The following is a 16,657-nucleotide window of genomic DNA, read 5'->3' as shown; positions in this document are numbered from 1 at the left end:
ACATTGATTTTAAGGCTGGTTTGGCTGTTGTTGTTGAAGCGAACTCGCCTTTACTTTCCCCTGACCAATCGTATGTACGGCATTCGCGTTGTACACCATGCCTTGTCGCTCTGCTTCTCTCTGGATGCGATCGCGATTGCTGAGCTGCTCGATCTGAAGCTTCAGAGTGGCGTTTTTCTCGGCTACCAGACGGTTTTCTTTTTTCGTGCTCTGGATTTCGTAATTCATCTGGGAGATTTGCGAGTACCTGACTCCGACCATCCCCAGGCCGATCACTGTCAACGAGATAAACAAGAGATAGAGCAATTTTTCGCCTGTCGGAATGGTTGGTTTGATTCGGATCGTTCGTTTTGTTGTCTTGGTGACGGAGCGGGACTGCTTCTCCAGCTCCATTGCCAGATTCCCTTGGTAGTAGTAGCTCAACGCTTTCTCACCCCTTTTTCCTCGTTGCTGTCTCCCTCTACACCTTCTCGGCTACCCGCAGCTTCGCAGAACGCGCGCGTGGATTGGCCGCAAGCTCCTCTTCCGACGGCAAAATCGGCTTGCGCGTGATGACTTTGACAATCGCTTCGTTCCCGCACGTGCAGATCGGAAACGACGGCGGGCATGTGCAGCCCTTGGAATAATCTTGATACACCTGCTTGCAAATCCGGTCTTCCAGCGAATGGAACGTGATGACGCTCACGCGGCCACCCGGATTCAAAATATCAATGGCATCGGCGACAGCTTCTTTGAATGCATCCAGTTCATCGTTGACGGCAATGCGGATCGCCTGAAACGTCCGCTTCGCAGGATGTCCTCCTGTGCGCCGCGCTGCTGCCGGGATTCCTTCCTTAATCAGCTCGACCAGCTCGCCTGTTGTACGAATCGGCTGCTTTTTGCGCTGCTGTACAATTTGCCGGGCAATCCGCCGGGAAAATTTCTCTTCTCCGTACAGCCAGATGATCTTGGCAATCTCCTCTTCGTCCCACTCGTTGACGATGTCGTAGGCCGAAAGCGGCGCTTGCTGATCCATTCTCATGTCGAGCGGCGCGTCCGCATTGTAGCTGAAACCGCGTTCGCCTTCGTCGAGCTGCGGGGAAGACACCCCCAGATCAAACAAAACTCCATCTACACCTGTAAGCCCCAAATCTTTGACAATCTCTTTCAGATGGCGAAAATTGCTTTTGACCAGTGTTACCTTGTCCATATAGGGAGCCAGTCTTTCCCGGGCGTTGTCGTGCGCCCAGTCATCCTGATCGATCGCAATCAGGCGGCCGCCCTCGGTCAAACGGGACGCGATCAGGCTGCTATGTCCCGCTCCACCGAGCGTGCAGTCCACATAAATGCCCCCGGGCCGGATGTTCAGGCCGTCTACAGCTTCGTCCCTCAGTACGGTTACGTGATGAAACGACAATGTCGTCACTCCTGTTCTTCTCGCTGCTACAAATTAAAATCAACCAGTTTCTCAGCAATTTCTCCAAAAGAGCCTTCCGACTGGGCGAAATAATCTTCCCAACGTTCTTTGCTCCACACCTCTACGCGGTTGGATACGCCAATGATGACACATTCCTTTTGCATACCGGCATGCTCGCGCAGATTGGGCGGTATGTTTACCCTTCCCTGCTTGTCCCACTCACATTCGGTTGCGCCGGAAAAGAAAAACCGTGTAAACGCGCGTGCATCCGCTTTTGTAAAGGGAAGAGTCTTCAGTTTTTCCTCAAGCTGCTTCCACTCTTCCATCGGATAGGCGAACAAGCATTGATCGAGTCCGCGGGTAATGACAAAGGAAGCTCCCAGTCCTTCACGGAATTTGGCAGGGATCGTCAGGCGGCCTTTTTCATCGATGCTGTGCTGGTATTCCCCCATGAACACGCCCTAGTCCCCCACTTTCCTGTCCTTTGGCTCCACTTTCCCCCACTTTTCCCCACTTTGTCGCCTACTTGCTATTATAAAAAAAAATCCTGCATTTGTAAGCAGGATTTTTTCGTTGAATTTTTTGCCGGGAAAGGACGGTTTTCGCGAACTATTCGACCCAGCTATCGAGATATGCTTTTTGCTCGTCGGTCAATTTGTCGATGCCGATGTTCAATGCTTCCAATTTGTATTGGGCAACCATTGCATCCAGCTCGTAAGGTACGTTCAGCACTTTTTTGCCGATGTTTTTGTACTGTTCGTTGACATACGCCAGCGAAACAGCTTGCAGGGCAAAGGTCATGTCCATGATCTCTGCCGGGTGGCCGTCGCCTGCTGCCAGGTTTACGAGGCGTCCTTCTGCAAGAAGGTACAGTTTTCGACCGTCTGCCATGACAAATTCTTCAATATCTTTGCGCACGATTCGCTTGGATGTCGACAGGGCGCCAAGCTCCACTTTGTTTACTTCGACATCGAAGTGGCCTGCGTTGGACAGGATCGCGCCGTCTTTCATCACTTCAAAATGCTCTTTGCGGATCACGTCGCGGTTTCCGGTCACGGTCACGAAGTAGTCGCCGTGCTTCGCCGCTTCGCTCATCGGCATTACTTCGAAGCCGTCCATGTACGCTTCTACCGCTTTGATCGCGTCGATTTCGGTCACGATGACTTTCGCGCCAAGACCTTTCGCGCGCATCGCCACACCTTTTCCGCACCAGCCATAGCCGGCTACGACAACGGTTTTCCCTGCTACGACCAGGTTGGTTGTGCGGTTGATGCCATCCCATACGGATTGGCCTGTACCGTAACGGTTGTCAAACAAATATTTGCAGAAAGCGTCGTTCACCGCTACCATCGGGAACTCCAGCTTGCCTTCTTTTTCCAATGCTTTCAAGCGCAGAATCCCTGTTGTCGTTTCCTCTGCGCCACCGCGCACTTGCGACAAGAGATCGCGGCGCTCGCTGTGCAGGATGGTCACCAGGTCGCCACCGTCGTCGATAATCAGGTCAGGGCGCGTCTCCAGCGTTTTAATCAGGTGCTCCTTGTACTCGGCTGGATCTGGATTGTACTTCGCAAAAACGCGGATGCCGTCTTCCACCAGCGCCGCGCAAATGTCGTCCTGAGTGGAGAGCGGGTTGGAGCCTGTAATCGTTACTTCAGCGCCACCGGCTTGCACGACTTTTGCCAGGTACGCGGTTTTTGCTTCCAGGTGCAAGGAGATCGCCACTTTCAGTCCTGCAAATGGCTGCTCTTTTTCAAAACGCTCGCGGATGCGGTTGAGAACGGGCATGTGCTCTTTTACCCAGTCAATTTTCAAATGGCCGCTGTGTGCAAGCGACATGTCTTTTACAATGCTTTCAGAAACGGTGTTCATGTATGGGTAGACCTCCTTTTATCTCATAAACACAACCCTGTCTATCATATCATACGCAAGTACAACCATCATCTCTTTTTCCTGTTCCCGCCAATTTTTCGGCACACGGCTGCAGGTGTCGCCCCGCGAACGGCTGCGCTGCTGAAAGCGAGCCTCGCCGCTGCTGTCAGATCGCATCCGCCTTCGCTGCCGAAATGGCGTTTTTTGCTGCGCCCTGCTGCTGTCCTGCATTTGTCGTCAGCAGCTCCAAAAACCGCAGCAGCGCCTGTGGCATCCATTTTTTCTTATGATAGACCAGTTGGCGGTAGACGCGGACTTCCGGATGGGAAAAAGGCAGGATGGTGAGCGTACCGTTTTTCGCTTCTTCGGCGACGGCGATGTAAGGAACGAGCGCAATCCCTAAATCATATGCGACGCATTGCTTGATCGCTTCCAGACTGCCGAACTCGGACGACGATTCGATCGTCGCTCCGGCGTCGCGCAGGACAGACTCCATGATCGAGCGGTAGCTGCATCCGGCTTCGGTAAAAATCCAGTTTGCTCCGGCGAAATCGCGCGCTTCGAGCTTTTCCACCCGGGCCAGCGGATGGTTGGGCGCGGCGATGACCACCAGCTTTTCTTCGCCGAGATTGGTGTTCACCAAATCGGGATGATCCTGTAGCCAGTCGAGCACGAAGGCGAAGTCGTAGTGCCCCTCCTTGACGCCCTGACGCAGTTCGTGACAAATTCCCGGCTTCAACAAAATGCGCACGCGCGGGTGCTCCGTGCGAAATGCTTGCAAAAAAGGCGGGAGGAAAAAAGCGGCGAGCGATTCCACCGTGCCAATGCGCAAGGTGCCAGCCAACTGCGCCTGCTCGGACAGGTTGGCCCTCGCTTCGTCCAGCACCGCCAGCAGTTGCTCGCTGTAGGCGAGAAGGGCTTCTCCGGCGTGGGTCAGTCTGATTTTTCGCCCCCACCGCTCAAACAGCGTGACGCCAAAATCCGCCTCCAGGTTTTGAATCTGCGTCGTCACGCTGGATTGCGCATAGCCCAGCACCTCTGCCGCGCGGGTAAAGCTCTGGCATTTGGCTACCTCGCGAAAGGTCAGCAAGTAGCGCGTATCCAAATTCCTCTCCCTCCTTTTTCATCGAAAAAACCGATTTTGATTATCTAATATTATAGATAACTCCGATGATTATGTCTATGCTACACTACCTCTACAAACAACCGAACGATAAAGAGAGGGAACATTCATGGAAAAAGCAACTGTGCAAACAGCGGGCTTCGCCAAAACGCTGCGGCTGCCGCAAATCGTCGCCTTGTACATCGGGGCCGTCATCGGGTCCGGCGTGCTGCTCATCCCGGGGCTGGCGGCAGAAAAGGCAGGCCCCGCCTCGATCCTCGCCTGGCTGGTCATGTCGATTCTCGTCTTGCCGATGGCACTCACGATGGGACTGCTGTCCGCCCGCTACCCAAGTTCCGGCGGCGTCTCCACCTTTGTCCGCACGGCCTACGGCGACCGCTTCGGCAACATCGTCGGCTGGTTTTTTCTATTATCTGTGCCCATCGGCGCCCCGATCCTCAGCGTGACCGGAGCCAACTATCTCGCGGTGCTGCTCGGCTGGGGCGACACGCAAATTTACGCGGCGGCTGCGCTCATTTTGACCGCGGTGCTCATCATGAACGTGTTAGGGATGCACGTTGCCGCTCGCGTGCAAACGATCGTCGTCGCGCTCATTATCTCGATTTTGATCGTGGCCGTCGTCGCTGCGCTGCCGCACGCTTCCGCCGCTCACTTCACTCCGTTTGCCCCCAACGGCTGGCTTAGCGTCGTGCAAGCGGCAGGGCTGTTATTTTGGTGCTTTATCGGCTGGGAGGCGGTCACGCACTTGTCCGAGGAGTTCGTCGATCCGGCGAAAAATGCCATCCGCGGCGTATTGTGGAGCGCGGGCATCGTCGCCCTCCTGTACTTTGCCGTCGCGTTCATGACGGTCGCCACTCACAGCTATGGCGCAGGCATCTCGGCGGCAGCGCTGTCCGTCATGGTTCAACTGTCACTCGGGCCTGTCGGCGGCTGGATCGTGGCTGTGACTGCCTTGTTTATTTGCATCGCCACCACCAACGCCTACATCGGCGCGGCGGCGCGGATCGCCTATGCGCTGGCGCAGGAAAAGATCGCGCCCCGCTGGTTTGGGCTGCTGCACGCGAAATACCGGACGCCGATCGGCGGGCTGTTGTTCCTCTCGCTCTGCTTTGGCGTGGTGCTGACGGTCCTGTATGCAGGAGTGATTGACCTGGCCCGGCTGATCGAGCTGCCCAACGCCACGTTTTTTGCCACCTACATCGGCGGGTGTCTCGCCGGAATCCGGCTGCTGCGCAACCATCGTCTCGGACGGCTGGCTTCCTGGACGTCGCTCGTCTTCACTGTCGCGCTTTATCCATTTCTGGGCTGGTCCGCGCTCTATCCGCTCGTGATCGCCGCCTTGCTGCTACTCTGGCAAAAGCGCATGGAAAAACGCATGACCGCGTAGCATCAAGACAGGTCGTTTCTTCTTCCCGGGAAACGCACCTGTCTTTTTTTGCGCTTGCAAACAGTTTCCTCGCTCATGAATCTTGCCCGTCGTCTTTCCCCATGCTAAAATGGCGACATTCCCAATCGTCGGATGTTTGGAGGTTTATCCTATGACATTGCAAAAACCTGTCCGCTCTTCGCTCGTGAAACAGATTGCGGAACAACTGGTGCAGCGGATCGAATCAGGCGCGTGGAAGGTCGGAGAACGCATCCCGCCTGAGCCGGAGCTGGTGGAGCAGCTCGGCATCAGCCGCAACACGCTGCGCGAGGCGGTGCAGGCGCTGATCCACACAGGCATGCTGGAAGCGCGCCAAGGCGATGGCACTTACGTCCGCTCGTCCAGCGAGTTCGGCGCAGCGATGCAGCGACGGCTACGGCGCTCGACCTTGCTGGAAATTTTGGAGGTGCGGTACGGACTGGAGCGCGAAATCGCCCGGCTGGCTGCCATGCGCAGGACGGATGCCGATTTGCTGCAAATCCGGCAAAAGCTCGACGCTTCCCTCTCGCTCAGGCACGATCCGCAAGCGTACATCACCGCTGACGTGGCGTTTCATATCGCGGTCGCCCACGCGACACACAACAGCGTCATGATCGACCTGTACGAGCAGATGACCGAATCCTTGCGCCTGTCTGTCAGCGGCACGCTGGATTTCCACGACCTGTTGGACCAGCAGGCAATCACACATACGGCTCTCGTCCAAGCGATTGCCGAACAAAGTCCTGACGCGGCGGAAGAAGCGGCAAGCAACCTGATTCAAGCCAGCAAAACAGCTCTCACGGAGCTGATCGAGAAAGGAGGGATGGACGCATGAGCCCTGCCACCCTGACAGCAGCGAAAAGCAAAGCGCAGCCTGTCACTCCCAAACCGTTTCTCATCATCGCCGGAATTATTTTGATTACATTTGCCATGCGCTCTCCGCTGACGGCTGTTGGCCCTCTGGTCGGCTCCATCCAAGGCGACCTCGGCCTGTCCAATGGAATGTCCGGACTGCTGACTACCGTTCCTTTGCTCGCCTTCGCGCTGCTCTCGCCGCTGGCACCGGGCATCGGGCACCGCTTTGGCACGGAGCGCACGCTCTTTGCCGGACTGCTCGTCGTCCTCATCGGGCTGATTCTGCGCTCGTCCGGCTTCGTCTTCACACTGTTCGCCGGAACCGCCCTGATCGGAGCAGGCATCGCCATCTGCAACGTGCTGCTGCCCGGCCTGGTCAAGCAGCGCTTCCCGCAAAAAGCCGGGTTGATGACCAGCGTGTACACGACCACGATGTCGATGTGTGCCGCGCTCGCTTCCGGCATCAGCATCCCGCTCGCCAGCACAGGCGGCTGGGGTTGGCAAGGCTCGCTCTTCTCCTGGGCGCTCCCGGTCCTGTTCGCCATCGCCGTCTGGCTGCCGCAGCTTCGCGCTGACGGAAGCCAGCCAGGAAAAAGCACGGGCGAAAAAAGCAAACAAGGGCTGTGGAGCTCGCTGCTCGCCTGGCAGGTCACGCTGTTCATGGGCTTGCAGTCGTTTCTGTTTTACTGCACGATCGCCTGGCTGCCTACGCTCTTGCAGCAGCACGGCATCAGCCAAACCAGCGCCGGATGGATGCTGTCGCTCGTGCAGGCGGTCAGCCTGCCTGCGAGCTTTTTCACCCCTGTGCTCGCTTCCCGCTTGACGAATCAGCGTTTGCTCGCGGCTGTAGTCGGCCTCTTCTCCCTCGTCGGCTTCGGCGGGCTTTTGCTCGGCACAAGCGAGCTTCTGCTCTACCTCTGCCTGTTGCTGCTCGGCCTCTCGCAAGGCGCCTGCATCAGTCTCGCCCTCACCTTTATCGTCATTCGGGCCAAAGACGTGCGCCAGGCCGCCCGGCTATCCGGCATGGCCCAGTCTGTCGGCTACTTGCTCGCTGCGGTCGGCCCGATTTTTGTCGGCTTTCTCTACGATTTGCAGCACTCCTGGACCGTGCCGCTCAGCCTGCTCTGCCTCGTCAGCGTGTTGGTCGTCACAAGCGGCATCGGGGCCGGGCGCAATCAAACCGTTTGAGCGTCACGTCAAAAAGCGTGCGGACCGTCACTGGTACCCGCACGCTTTTTTCTTTTGGAGGCAGAAGCGCCTTCCCGCGCTTGTTATATGGTAAAATATAGAAAAAGAGCGGCACAGGCCAAGGAAAGGTGGCGAATCATGAGACGCTTGTGGTTGTTCAGCTTGACGCTCCTGCTGTTTTTGCCAGGATGCGGGGAACCGGAAGTGGAAGTCACGCTGCCGAAAGAGGTGGAAAAGCGCATGGAGGAGCAGCTTCACGTCGACATTGTCGTTCCGCCTGCGGAAAAGCTCGCGGTCAAATACGCCGAAATCCGCTACCCGCCGATCGTAAACCAGCAGCAGATCGCCGGCCCCTCTGTCGCCGTCATTGTGTACACCGATGAAAAAGGCGAGCTTCTGCCACTGACTGACGAGCAGCGCGCCGTGATGCGAAACAGGCAGCAACGCGAACTGTTTTACGGTGAATACGCTGACAGGCCGGTCATCATCATGGAAATCCACACGATGAAAAATTTCCTCGCCGACGCGCAATCACAGCTCATCGAAGGAATGGCGGTCGAGTACGGGCAAAAGGAAACCGACTCAGGGACGTACGCCTTTTACAGCTTCAATTACGATGACACCGCTTATACGACCACCTTTTTGCTCCAAAACGGGATGACCACAGAAGCTGCCGTCGACTTCAACCGCAAGCTGATCCGCCTGCTTAAAGGCCAGGGGGAGTCGTAGCGCGTTTTCCTCAAAATCGCAAAAAGCTGGATGCAAAGCACCCAGCTTTTTTTGTTGCCCGCTATTCGTCTTTGCCAATCAGCCGGAACGTCTTGCCGTCCGCAGACGAGAGGTAAAAAGTTTTGTCGACGCTGCCGCCCAGTTCGCCCGCGTAGTATTGGACGGTCAGTCTGTACTTGTTCGTGCCGATTTTGGCGAAGTACAAAAGTTCATTGAATTGCGGAAAACGCACGAAGTCGTAAATTTCGTATTTCATGAACGAGAAATGCTCGCGCAAAAAAGACTCGCTGACATTCAGCTTGTTTTGCTTCACATACGCGACGAGGTCGTCGTAGCGCCTGATCTTTTTCTGGTCCATCACATCGCGGACAAACGCCGCTACGGCATCGGTCATCGCCTTTTTCTCGCTCTCGCTCACCTGGCCCGGGAACAGCTCTTCCATTTTGCTGTCCAGTCGGGTCAGCATCGCGACGGCCTGCGCTCTGCTGATCGTTTCTTGCGGGCGGAACGTGCCGTCCGGATAGCCGGAGAGAAGCCCCATTTTGTACGCCGGATAGACGGTCATGACCTCATGCTCGTTTTTGGGCGACAGGTCGGAGAAAAACCGCGCCGTCGTTCCCCGGTATTTTTCGCCCTCGGACTGATGGCCGAGCGCTGCCAACAGAAGGCGCGCCGCCTCCAGCCGCGTCATCCCATCCGTCGGTTTGCCTGTCGTCATGATGCCTGCTGCCGCCAAGTGGCGATACGTTTGCTCCGACCAGCGGCCCGAAGCTTTCGCTACATACGTCTCTTTGACAAAAGCGTCCGGCTCGTGTCCTTTGTAGGACGGGAGCACGCGCTCTATCAACGAAAGAAACTGCTCCTGTGTCACTGTTTTCTCCGGTTGAAACGTCCCGTCCGGGAAGCCTTGAATCAACCCGGCTTTGGCTGCCTGCTCAATCTCCTTGGCCGCCCAATGTCCTTTTGTGTCGAGGAAGGAGACGGAAGCGGTGACGGCCTTTTCCTCCCTGGCCTGGGCCTGATTCGACTCGCCAAGTGCTGTGCCTGCCCAGGCCATCGACAGGACAAGCGCCCATACAGTGGCTTTTTTCCCGAATAGTCGCGACTTGTTCTCCATCCCGAGTACCACCTTTCTTCACAGGAATTCCGTTATTCGTAGGACGCAAACTTTGTCGGAAAAGTTTCGGCATACGCCGTAGAAATTGTTTCCATTTTCCAAACACGCAAGAAAAATCAGCGAAGCCAAGCGATTCGCAGCGCCTTCGTTGCACGAAAAAAAGCCGACTGGCCGTCTAGGACGATCAGCCGACTTTTTGTTTTCATCCGTTTTGTTTTTTGCCTGTTACACGAAAAAGAGTTGATGAGTGCCGTCGTGAGCAAACGGAGCCTCGACCAGACGGTCAACCAGTTCCAGCCCGTACTTGTTCGCGAAGGGGAAAAAACAGAGCTTGCGTTCCTGCAAGCCGCCCTCGGGCAAAAGCGTCGTCTCGATCCGCTTGATCCGGTTATAGGCGACATCTTCTTTTTGCTGCAAGGAGCGAATCAAACGTTCCTCCAAAAAGGACACCTGCTCAAGCAACAGCGCACTGTTCTTTTCCGCCAGGCCGCGCATTCCCGGGTCCAGACGCAGCACCTCTTCCACGAGCGGACGGTACATGGCCAGGATTGATTCGCGCGCACTGGCAAATTGCTCATGCAGCGGATGCGGCCCTTGCTTTTTCTCCCACTCGGCTTTCCAGCCCGCAAAGTCGGTCAGCACCTGTTCGACCGTAAGCTCCAGACTCTCCAGCAGACGGAGGTGAGCGCCTTCCACGAGGGTGATGGACATGCGCGGCAAAACAATCGGCATCTGCATCCCGAACAGCTCGAAAACTTCGCGATAGTACGCCCAATAGGCGATCTCGCCTGGCCCCCCGATGAAAGCCACAGTCGGAAACAAATGCTCCTGCATCAGACCGCGCGTGACGACATTGGCGCTGAATCGCTCAGGCTGCTCCTGGACCAGCCGCAGCAATTCCTCGCGACTGTACGACTGCCGTCTGTTGACAAAGCGATCCAGATGCCGGGACAATAGCAGCCGGTCTTCCCCTTCGTAGATGAACAGGTTGGCCTGTTGCTCGTCAACTTCAAGCTGCAACGGATACCCGGCCGCTGCGATCCGGTCTTTTGCCTTCACGAGCAGGCGGGCCATCTGCTCGTTTTGTTCGATCACCTGCTGAAACACGGGGCGTTCCAGCTCCCGTACGAACGGCAGCGATGACTCGACGAGGATCAGCCCATGCTTTCCGAACAGTTGGGCCATCAGCCGGGCAAACCACTCCGCCACCGTAGCCGAGCTTTTGGCTGTTTGCGTCAGCAATTCCCGCACGTTTTTCGTTTCGGCTGTCTCAGTTTGTTCCTGGAAAAAAGCATCCAGGAACTGCATACACACCTCTTCTTCCAAAGCCAGCTTGCTTGCCGACATGCGCCCTTTTTTTCGCAGCTTCAGCCGTTCCTTGTGCAGACGGGTATCGCTATCCGCCGCCCAGTACACATGATCGATTTCATCAATGTCATGGTCTTCTCCGGCGATCCAAAAGACGGGGACGACGTTTGTTTGCAGTTCGGCCGACAGCTTTCGCGCTGCCTGAATCAAATGAACCGCTTTGTTGATCGTGTACAGCGGGCCTGTGAGGACTCCTGCCTGCTGGCCGCCGATGACGACATATGTATCCGGCTGCTTCAGTAATTCGATGTTTTTCAGCGCTTCGGGGTGAGTGCCTATTGCTTCATTAAAGTTATGTAAGCCTTCCGCCAGTTGCTTCCGCTCGAAGGTTTGCGTGGAGAGCCACTTCAACCGTTCCCGGTATGACTGATCTTGGTAGGGATTGTGCGCGAATAAGGACAAAGCAGATTCGTTCTGCTGCTGGTACTCTCGTGCCAGCCGATTTGCCAATGGAAGCGCAACACGTTCAACATTCATGCTAGCTCACCTTTCTTAGGGCGATGGTCACTGCAAATTATACCACGCTAGCCATCCACAAAAAACAAGACAACCCGCCAAAATGGGTTGTCAAAGTGTAGCGCTGTTTTTTCTTAAAATTGAGGCGGTGTGACAGACCAGATCAGAACGGCTTCCACGTCGCCGCTGTTTTCAATCGTGTGCGATTTGCTGCTGTCAAACGAGATGCTGTCGCCTGTCTCCAGCACGTGCTCTTCATCGTTGAACCTCGCTGTCACGCTTCCGGCGATCACCGTAAAGCATTCCTCGCCTTCGGTCTGGACGAATTTGTCCGCGACCATTTCTCCTGGCATCAGCCGGACCTCCAGCATGCCCAGCTTGGCGCTCCCTCCCATTGAGAGCAACGAATACGTGCCTGTCGATTCGGGAAAAACCAGTTGTCTGCGCTTTTGCAGACGTGTCACGTGTACTTGCTTTTGATCGATGTCCTCGAAGAAATGAATGATCGGGGATTCCAGCGCCTTTGTGATTTTCCACAGCGAATCCAGCGATGGCTGGGAAATTCCCCGCTCCACCTGACTGAGTAGCCCTTTGCTCAGCCCCGTTTTTCCTGCCATGATCTCCAAGGTAAATCCACGTTCTTTTCGAATCATCCGAATCTTATGTCCGATGCTCTCGATGGGAAGTCGCATAGTTCCAACCTTCTTTCTTATCGGAATAAATACGATATGTATAGCCAGTGCGTTACACCACATCCATCGTCTTGATTATGCCCGTCGTAAACAGCACTATATAGACAAGTCCAAACCAGAGAAACGACAACCGCCAAGCGGAAAATCCTACCTTTTTCAAGGAGAGCTTCCCTTTCAACTTCACCTGGAACCAGCCTAGCAGCACAATCGTCACCAGGAAAAAGCAGCTAACCCACCACCAGGCTGACATCGCTTCTGGCCAGATGAGCTCGTACGCGGAAACAGCGGAACGAATCACCAAAAAATTCGTGATATTCACCGCCCAACGACCTGCCAATCTTTTGTTCCGCTTCACCATGTACACAATCAAATAGACAAGCGGAAATCCTAAGAATGGCACTACGGTCAGCGTCCCCCAAAAATAGGACCAGAAAGTTGTCCACATGGCCATCTACTGTCGCCTCCCCTCCTTCCCTATTCCCATGCCAGATTTTAGAAGAATGACGCGAAGCAAGGTCTCGTGCAACGGAGTAGGAATCCCGGACTTTTTTCCTAGTTCGACAAGATAACCGTTGATTGATTGTACTTCCGTAGACCTATTTTTCATCACATCTTGCAGCATAGAGGAAAGATTACGGGAAGTACTTCGGCAAATAACGACAATTTCCTGCCAGTCTTTTTCCCCAATTTTTTGTCCAGCGAAAGCAGCTACCTGCGCGGCTTCATCAAACAAATCGCGCATCAGCGCTTGTGTATGCGAACTGTCGAGGAGTGCCCCGTTCGGGATTTCAAACAATGCCGTAAGCGGATTTATCAAGGCATTGGCGAGCAGCTTTCTCCACGCATGCGGTTCAATCGCTTTTTCGTAGATTGCCGTAATCCCCGCAGCCGATGCCCATTCGACAAAGGAAGCGATCACGGGATCTCTGCTGTTTCTCTCCTGCCATGGTCCGACACGCAAAGTGCCTGTCCCGGTATGCTCCACTTCCGTCGCGGAATGCCTTCTGGCTCCTTCTGTGTGAATGGCGAAAAAGCATTGCGCGTCCGCAAGCACTTCTGCGAGCATTTCCTGGTGCCCCATCCCGTTTTGCAGCGCGACGACGCGCGCGGCAGGATTCAAGTCGGTCAGCGCCGGAAGCAACGGAGGCAAATCAGGCTGCTTGACGGCGAGCAGGTACAGGTTCCCTGCAGGCAAGCCAGCTTCAATGGGGCGGGCAGGTACCATCACCTTTGTTTTTGTGCCGTCCAGACGCTGGAGCGAAAGTCCTTGTTCCATGAGTTGATTCGCCTGAAGTGAACTGCGCGTAACGACGGTCACGGACAGTCCAGCGAGCGCAAGCCTTGCTGCGTACAGCAAACCAACGGAACCACCGCCAACTACGACCACTTGAAAATCGCTAGTTACTGGCTGCATTTGTTCACCTACATTAATCAATACTTATTTTATAAGAATAGCAGAGTTTAGGAGATTGTTCAATTGATTGGAACAAAAAAAGATCGCAATTATCGAAAAATTCTCTGTTGATTCTTTCGTTTACATGGCCGGATGAGGTGAAAACTTTGGGTGTAGTACGTGCTGTGTTTTAAAAGCGGCCTTCATCGGCACTTTTGGTGCGGCGAGGAAAGAGACGAAATCGCTGTAGCTTCTTGGGCTCCCTGCTGGAGGGCTGGACTGCCTGGCTGCGGGGAAAAAGCGAAACCACGTCCAAAAGTGGTTGATTCAGGGAGCTTCTCAGAGTTGGACGCTAAAAGCGTGTTTCGCTTTTTCCCCGCAGCCTCGGTTGGGAGCCCAAAGAGCTTTCGCGGATTTCGTCTCTTTCCTCGTCAGGGGCCAAGGGGGATGTCGGAGGGGAAAAAGAAAGGGCAAGGTAAAAAGATTGGACAAGAATTAAAGAAGAAGTGCGGGCATTCGTGTAGACCTTTCTGGGAGCTATCATTCTACCTGCTCGACCATTCGCAATGCTTTTTGAATCTGCTTCCTTGCCTTGGGCAGCCTGACTTCCTGATTTACAATACAAAAATCAACATCGAACGAAAGAAACAGCTCGCAGAGGAATTTACCTTTTCGCCAGCCAAAAAAGACTGCCGCCCAAAGGCGACAGTCTCCAGCCATTCCCTCCTACACCGGATAAACCGGATGCTTCCGGTCGGAGAACACTTGCCGTTTGTCCTTGTAAATCTCGTAGCGCGCAATCAGGTCCTGGCGCAAGCTGCTCGGCGGAACGATCGCGTCGACGATCAGGTTCGAGGCCAACAGGTACAGATCGATGTCCTCCTGGTACTCCTTGCGCTTTTCCTGAATGAACGCCTGGCGCTCGGCCGGGTCTTCGATGGCCTGAATTTTGTTGCTGTAAACGGCGTTCACCGCTGCTTCCGGGCCCATTACCGCGATTTGCGCGCCGGGCAGGGCGATACACGCATCCGGCTCGAACGCCGAGCTGGCCATCGCGTACAGTCCTGCTCCGTACGCCTTGCGCACGATGACGGAAATTTTCGGTACGGTCGCCTCGGCCATCGCCGAAATCATTTTCGCCCCGTGGCGGATGATGCCCGCGCGCTCCACCGCTGTGCCGATCATAAAGCCCGGGACATCGGCCAGGAACAGGAGCGGGATGCCGAACGCGTCGCACAGCGTAATAAACCGCGCCGCCTTGTCGGCCGAATCGACGAACAGGACGCCGCCCTTCACCCGCGGCTGGTTGGCGATAATCCCGATCGGCTTGCCGTCCAGACGGGCAAGACCTGTAATCAGCTCCTGGGCAAACAGCTTTTTAATCTCGAAAAACGAATCCGCATCGACCAACGATTGAATGAGATCGTGCATGTTAAAGGGCGCGTTTTGATTTTCCGGGACAATGCTGGAGATGTCCTTGGCCGTTTCGATAGGGCCTTTAGCCGCTGCCAGCGGAGGCTGTTGCGTGTAGTTGGCCGGAAAGAAGCTCAAGTAGGTGCGCGCCGACCGAATCGCTTCCTCTTCATTGGCAGCCAGCACGTCGCCGCAGCCGCTCACCGAGCAGTGCATCCGGGCGCCGCCCAGCTCTTCCAGGCTCACCTTTTCCCCGATCACCATTTCGGCCATGCGCGGGGAGCCAAGGTACATGCTCGCGTTTTTGTCGACCATGATGACAATGTCGCAAAATGCCGGGATGTACGCTCCGCCTGCAGCGGACGGGCCGAACAGGATGCACACTTGCGGAATTTTTCCGGACAGCTTCACCTGGTTGTAAAAAATCCGGCCCGCTCCCCGTCTGCCAGGGAACATTTCCAGTTGATCCGTAATCCGCGCCCCGGCCGAGTCGACGAGATAAATCAGCGGCACGCGCATTTTTTCGGCCGTTTCCTGAATGCGGATGATCTTTTCCACCGTCCGCGAACCCCAGGAGCCAGCCTTGACCGTAGAGTCATTGGCCATGACGCACACTGTCTGGCCGTTTACTTTTCCGATGGCGGTCACGACGCCGTCTGCCGGCAAATCTCCCGCCATGACATTGGCGAACAGCCCGTCCTCGACCATAAATTCATCGTCGAACAACAGCTTCAGCCGATCGCGGACAAACAGCTTGTTTTGCTCCTTGAGCTTTTCGTGGTACTTGGCATCGCCACCTTGCTGGATTTGCGCGATCTTTTCCTGCAACGTCTCTTCCAAATGTTTGCTCATCGGCTACTCCCCCTCGTCACTCTCCGCGATAGTTCGGTTTTCGTTTTTCGGCAAAGGCTGCCAGCCCCTCCAGGCGATCTTTGGTCGGAACGAGCAACTGGTAGGCGTTGCTCTCGATCAACAGCCCTGCTCCCAGCTCGACCTCGCCCCCGCAGTCAATCGCGAACTTCGCCTGTGCGAGCGCCAGCGGAGCGTTGTTCGCAATCTGGGCAGCCATCTCCAGCGCTGCGCCCATCAGTTGCTCCGCAGGCACGACGCGGTTGACCAGCCCGATCGACAGCGCCTCGTCCGGCTGGACGCGCCGCGCAGTAAAAATCAGCTCTTTGGCAATGCCCTTGCCCACCAGCCGCGGCAGGCGTTGCGTCCCGCCCGCTCCCGGAATAATCCCGAGCGACGTCTCCGTCAAGCCCATTTGCGCCTGATCGCTCATGATCCGCAGATCGCAGGCGAGCGCCAACTCTGTGCCCCCGCCCAGCGCCAATCCGTTGATGGCGGCAATGACCGGCTTCGGCAGCTTTTCCAGCTCGCTGAACGTGTCGCGAATCGTCCGGATGTAGTGCTCGACCTGTTCAGGCGACATGCCGCGCCGCTCCTTCAAATCCGCGCCCGAGCAAAACGCCTTGTCTCCCGCTCCTGTCACGACCACGACGCGCGTGCTGCGATCGCCCGCCAACTCTGCGACAAGCTGTCTCAGCTCGGTCAATGTCGCGAGGTTCAGGCAGTTGAAAACGTCCGGCCTGTCAATCGTCACGACACCGACCATGCCCTCTTTTTGGTAAGAAATCGTCATGTAGCCCTTCC

General features: G+C 55.8%; 16 protein-coding genes. 4 read left to right on the top strand and 12 right to left on the bottom strand.

Annotated features, from left to right (window positions below; translation table 11 throughout):
- Positions 1-9: 9 nt before the first annotated feature.
- The 5 genes from ftsL to AC3WQH_RS03305 all read right to left on the bottom strand — a co-directional run bounded on the left by ftsL (position 10) and on the right by AC3WQH_RS03305 (position 4,370).
- Entirely contained in the window at positions 10-423 is a 414-nt protein-coding gene (ftsL, locus tag AC3WQH_RS03325) for a cell division protein FtsL (protein WP_005832993.1), read from the bottom strand.
- 37 nt (positions 424-460) lie between these two features.
- Positions 461-1,405 carry a 16S rRNA (cytosine(1402)-N(4))-methyltransferase RsmH gene (gene rsmH, locus AC3WQH_RS03320; RefSeq protein WP_026557387.1) on the bottom strand — a complete coding sequence of 315 codons (945 nt, stop codon included), beginning with the start codon at positions 1,403-1,405 and terminating at the stop codon, positions 461-463.
- Between the two features lie 17 nt (positions 1,406-1,422).
- Positions 1,423-1,854 (bottom strand): division/cell wall cluster transcriptional repressor MraZ, encoded by a 432-nt coding sequence (mraZ, locus tag AC3WQH_RS03315; RefSeq protein ID WP_025845067.1) that lies wholly within the window; start codon positions 1,852-1,854, stop codon positions 1,423-1,425.
- Positions 1,855-2,005: 151 nt separating this feature from the next.
- Positions 2,006-3,265: an adenosylhomocysteinase gene (locus AC3WQH_RS03310; protein WP_007784192.1), complete on the bottom strand. Its 1,260-nt coding sequence runs from the start codon at positions 3,263-3,265 to the stop codon at positions 2,006-2,008.
- 166 nt (positions 3,266-3,431) lie between these two features.
- Positions 3,432-4,370, bottom strand: coding sequence for a LysR family transcriptional regulator (locus AC3WQH_RS03305; protein WP_007784190.1), 939 nt, complete (start codon positions 4,368-4,370; stop codon positions 3,432-3,434).
- Positions 4,371-4,497: 127 nt separating this feature from the next.
- Between AC3WQH_RS03305 and AC3WQH_RS03300 the strand changes: the two genes are divergently transcribed.
- The 4 genes from AC3WQH_RS03300 (at position 4,498) to AC3WQH_RS03285 (ending at position 8,565) form a co-directional block, all read left to right on the top strand.
- Complete coding sequence (locus AC3WQH_RS03300) at positions 4,498-5,775, top strand: APC family permease (protein ID WP_197186679.1); 1,278 nt, start codon at positions 4,498-4,500, stop codon at positions 5,773-5,775.
- 151 nt (positions 5,776-5,926) lie between these two features.
- Entirely contained in the window at positions 5,927-6,628 is a 702-nt protein-coding gene (locus AC3WQH_RS03295) for a FadR/GntR family transcriptional regulator (protein WP_005833002.1), read from the top strand.
- Positions 6,625-7,836 carry a CynX/NimT family MFS transporter gene (locus AC3WQH_RS03290; protein ID WP_005833004.1) on the top strand — a complete coding sequence of 404 codons (1,212 nt, stop codon included), beginning with the start codon at positions 6,625-6,627 and terminating at the stop codon, positions 7,834-7,836. The genes AC3WQH_RS03295 and AC3WQH_RS03290 overlap by 4 nt, the downstream gene beginning before the upstream one ends.
- Before the next feature lie 138 nt (positions 7,837-7,974).
- Complete coding sequence (locus tag AC3WQH_RS03285; RefSeq protein ID WP_492331905.1) at positions 7,975-8,565, top strand: hypothetical protein; 591 nt, start codon at positions 7,975-7,977, stop codon at positions 8,563-8,565.
- A gap of 61 nt (positions 8,566-8,626) precedes the next feature.
- Here AC3WQH_RS03285 and AC3WQH_RS03280 read toward each other — a convergent pair whose 3' ends face one another.
- The 7 genes from AC3WQH_RS03280 to AC3WQH_RS03250 form a co-directional block, all read right to left on the bottom strand.
- Entirely contained in the window at positions 8,627-9,682 is a 1,056-nt protein-coding gene (locus AC3WQH_RS03280) for an S-layer homology domain-containing protein (RefSeq protein WP_005833008.1), read from the bottom strand.
- A 225-nt stretch (positions 9,683-9,907) separates the two neighbouring features.
- Positions 9,908-11,527 (bottom strand): bacillithiol biosynthesis cysteine-adding enzyme BshC, encoded by a 1,620-nt coding sequence (gene bshC, locus AC3WQH_RS03275; protein WP_007784182.1) that lies wholly within the window; start codon positions 11,525-11,527, stop codon positions 9,908-9,910.
- Between the two features lie 113 nt (positions 11,528-11,640).
- On the bottom strand, positions 11,641-12,198 hold the full coding sequence (locus AC3WQH_RS03270; RefSeq protein ID WP_005833012.1) for a helix-turn-helix domain-containing protein: 558 nt from the start codon (positions 12,196-12,198) through the stop codon (positions 11,641-11,643).
- A gap of 52 nt (positions 12,199-12,250) precedes the next feature.
- A complete protein-coding gene (locus AC3WQH_RS03265; protein ID WP_005833013.1) occupies positions 12,251-12,649 on the bottom strand; it encodes a DUF3397 family protein in 399 nt (132 codons plus the stop codon).
- Positions 12,650-13,612 carry a ketopantoate reductase family protein gene (locus AC3WQH_RS03260; protein ID WP_238500896.1) on the bottom strand — a complete coding sequence of 321 codons (963 nt, stop codon included), beginning with the start codon at positions 13,610-13,612 and terminating at the stop codon, positions 12,650-12,652. It abuts the gene before it with no gap.
- Positions 13,613-14,317: 705 nt separating this feature from the next.
- Complete coding sequence (locus AC3WQH_RS03255; RefSeq protein WP_005832704.1) at positions 14,318-15,856, bottom strand: acyl-CoA carboxylase subunit beta; 1,539 nt, start codon at positions 15,854-15,856, stop codon at positions 14,318-14,320.
- A gap of 16 nt (positions 15,857-15,872) precedes the next feature.
- Complete coding sequence (locus tag AC3WQH_RS03250) at positions 15,873-16,646, bottom strand: enoyl-CoA hydratase-related protein (RefSeq protein WP_007784177.1); 774 nt, start codon at positions 16,644-16,646, stop codon at positions 15,873-15,875.
- Positions 16,647-16,657 lie beyond the last annotated feature (11 nt).

Source organism: Brevibacillus sp. FW301-21C12A (assembly GCF_058788915.1).
Note: the sequence above shows the minus strand (reverse complement) of the source record. Positions and strands in the feature narration are given on the sequence as shown.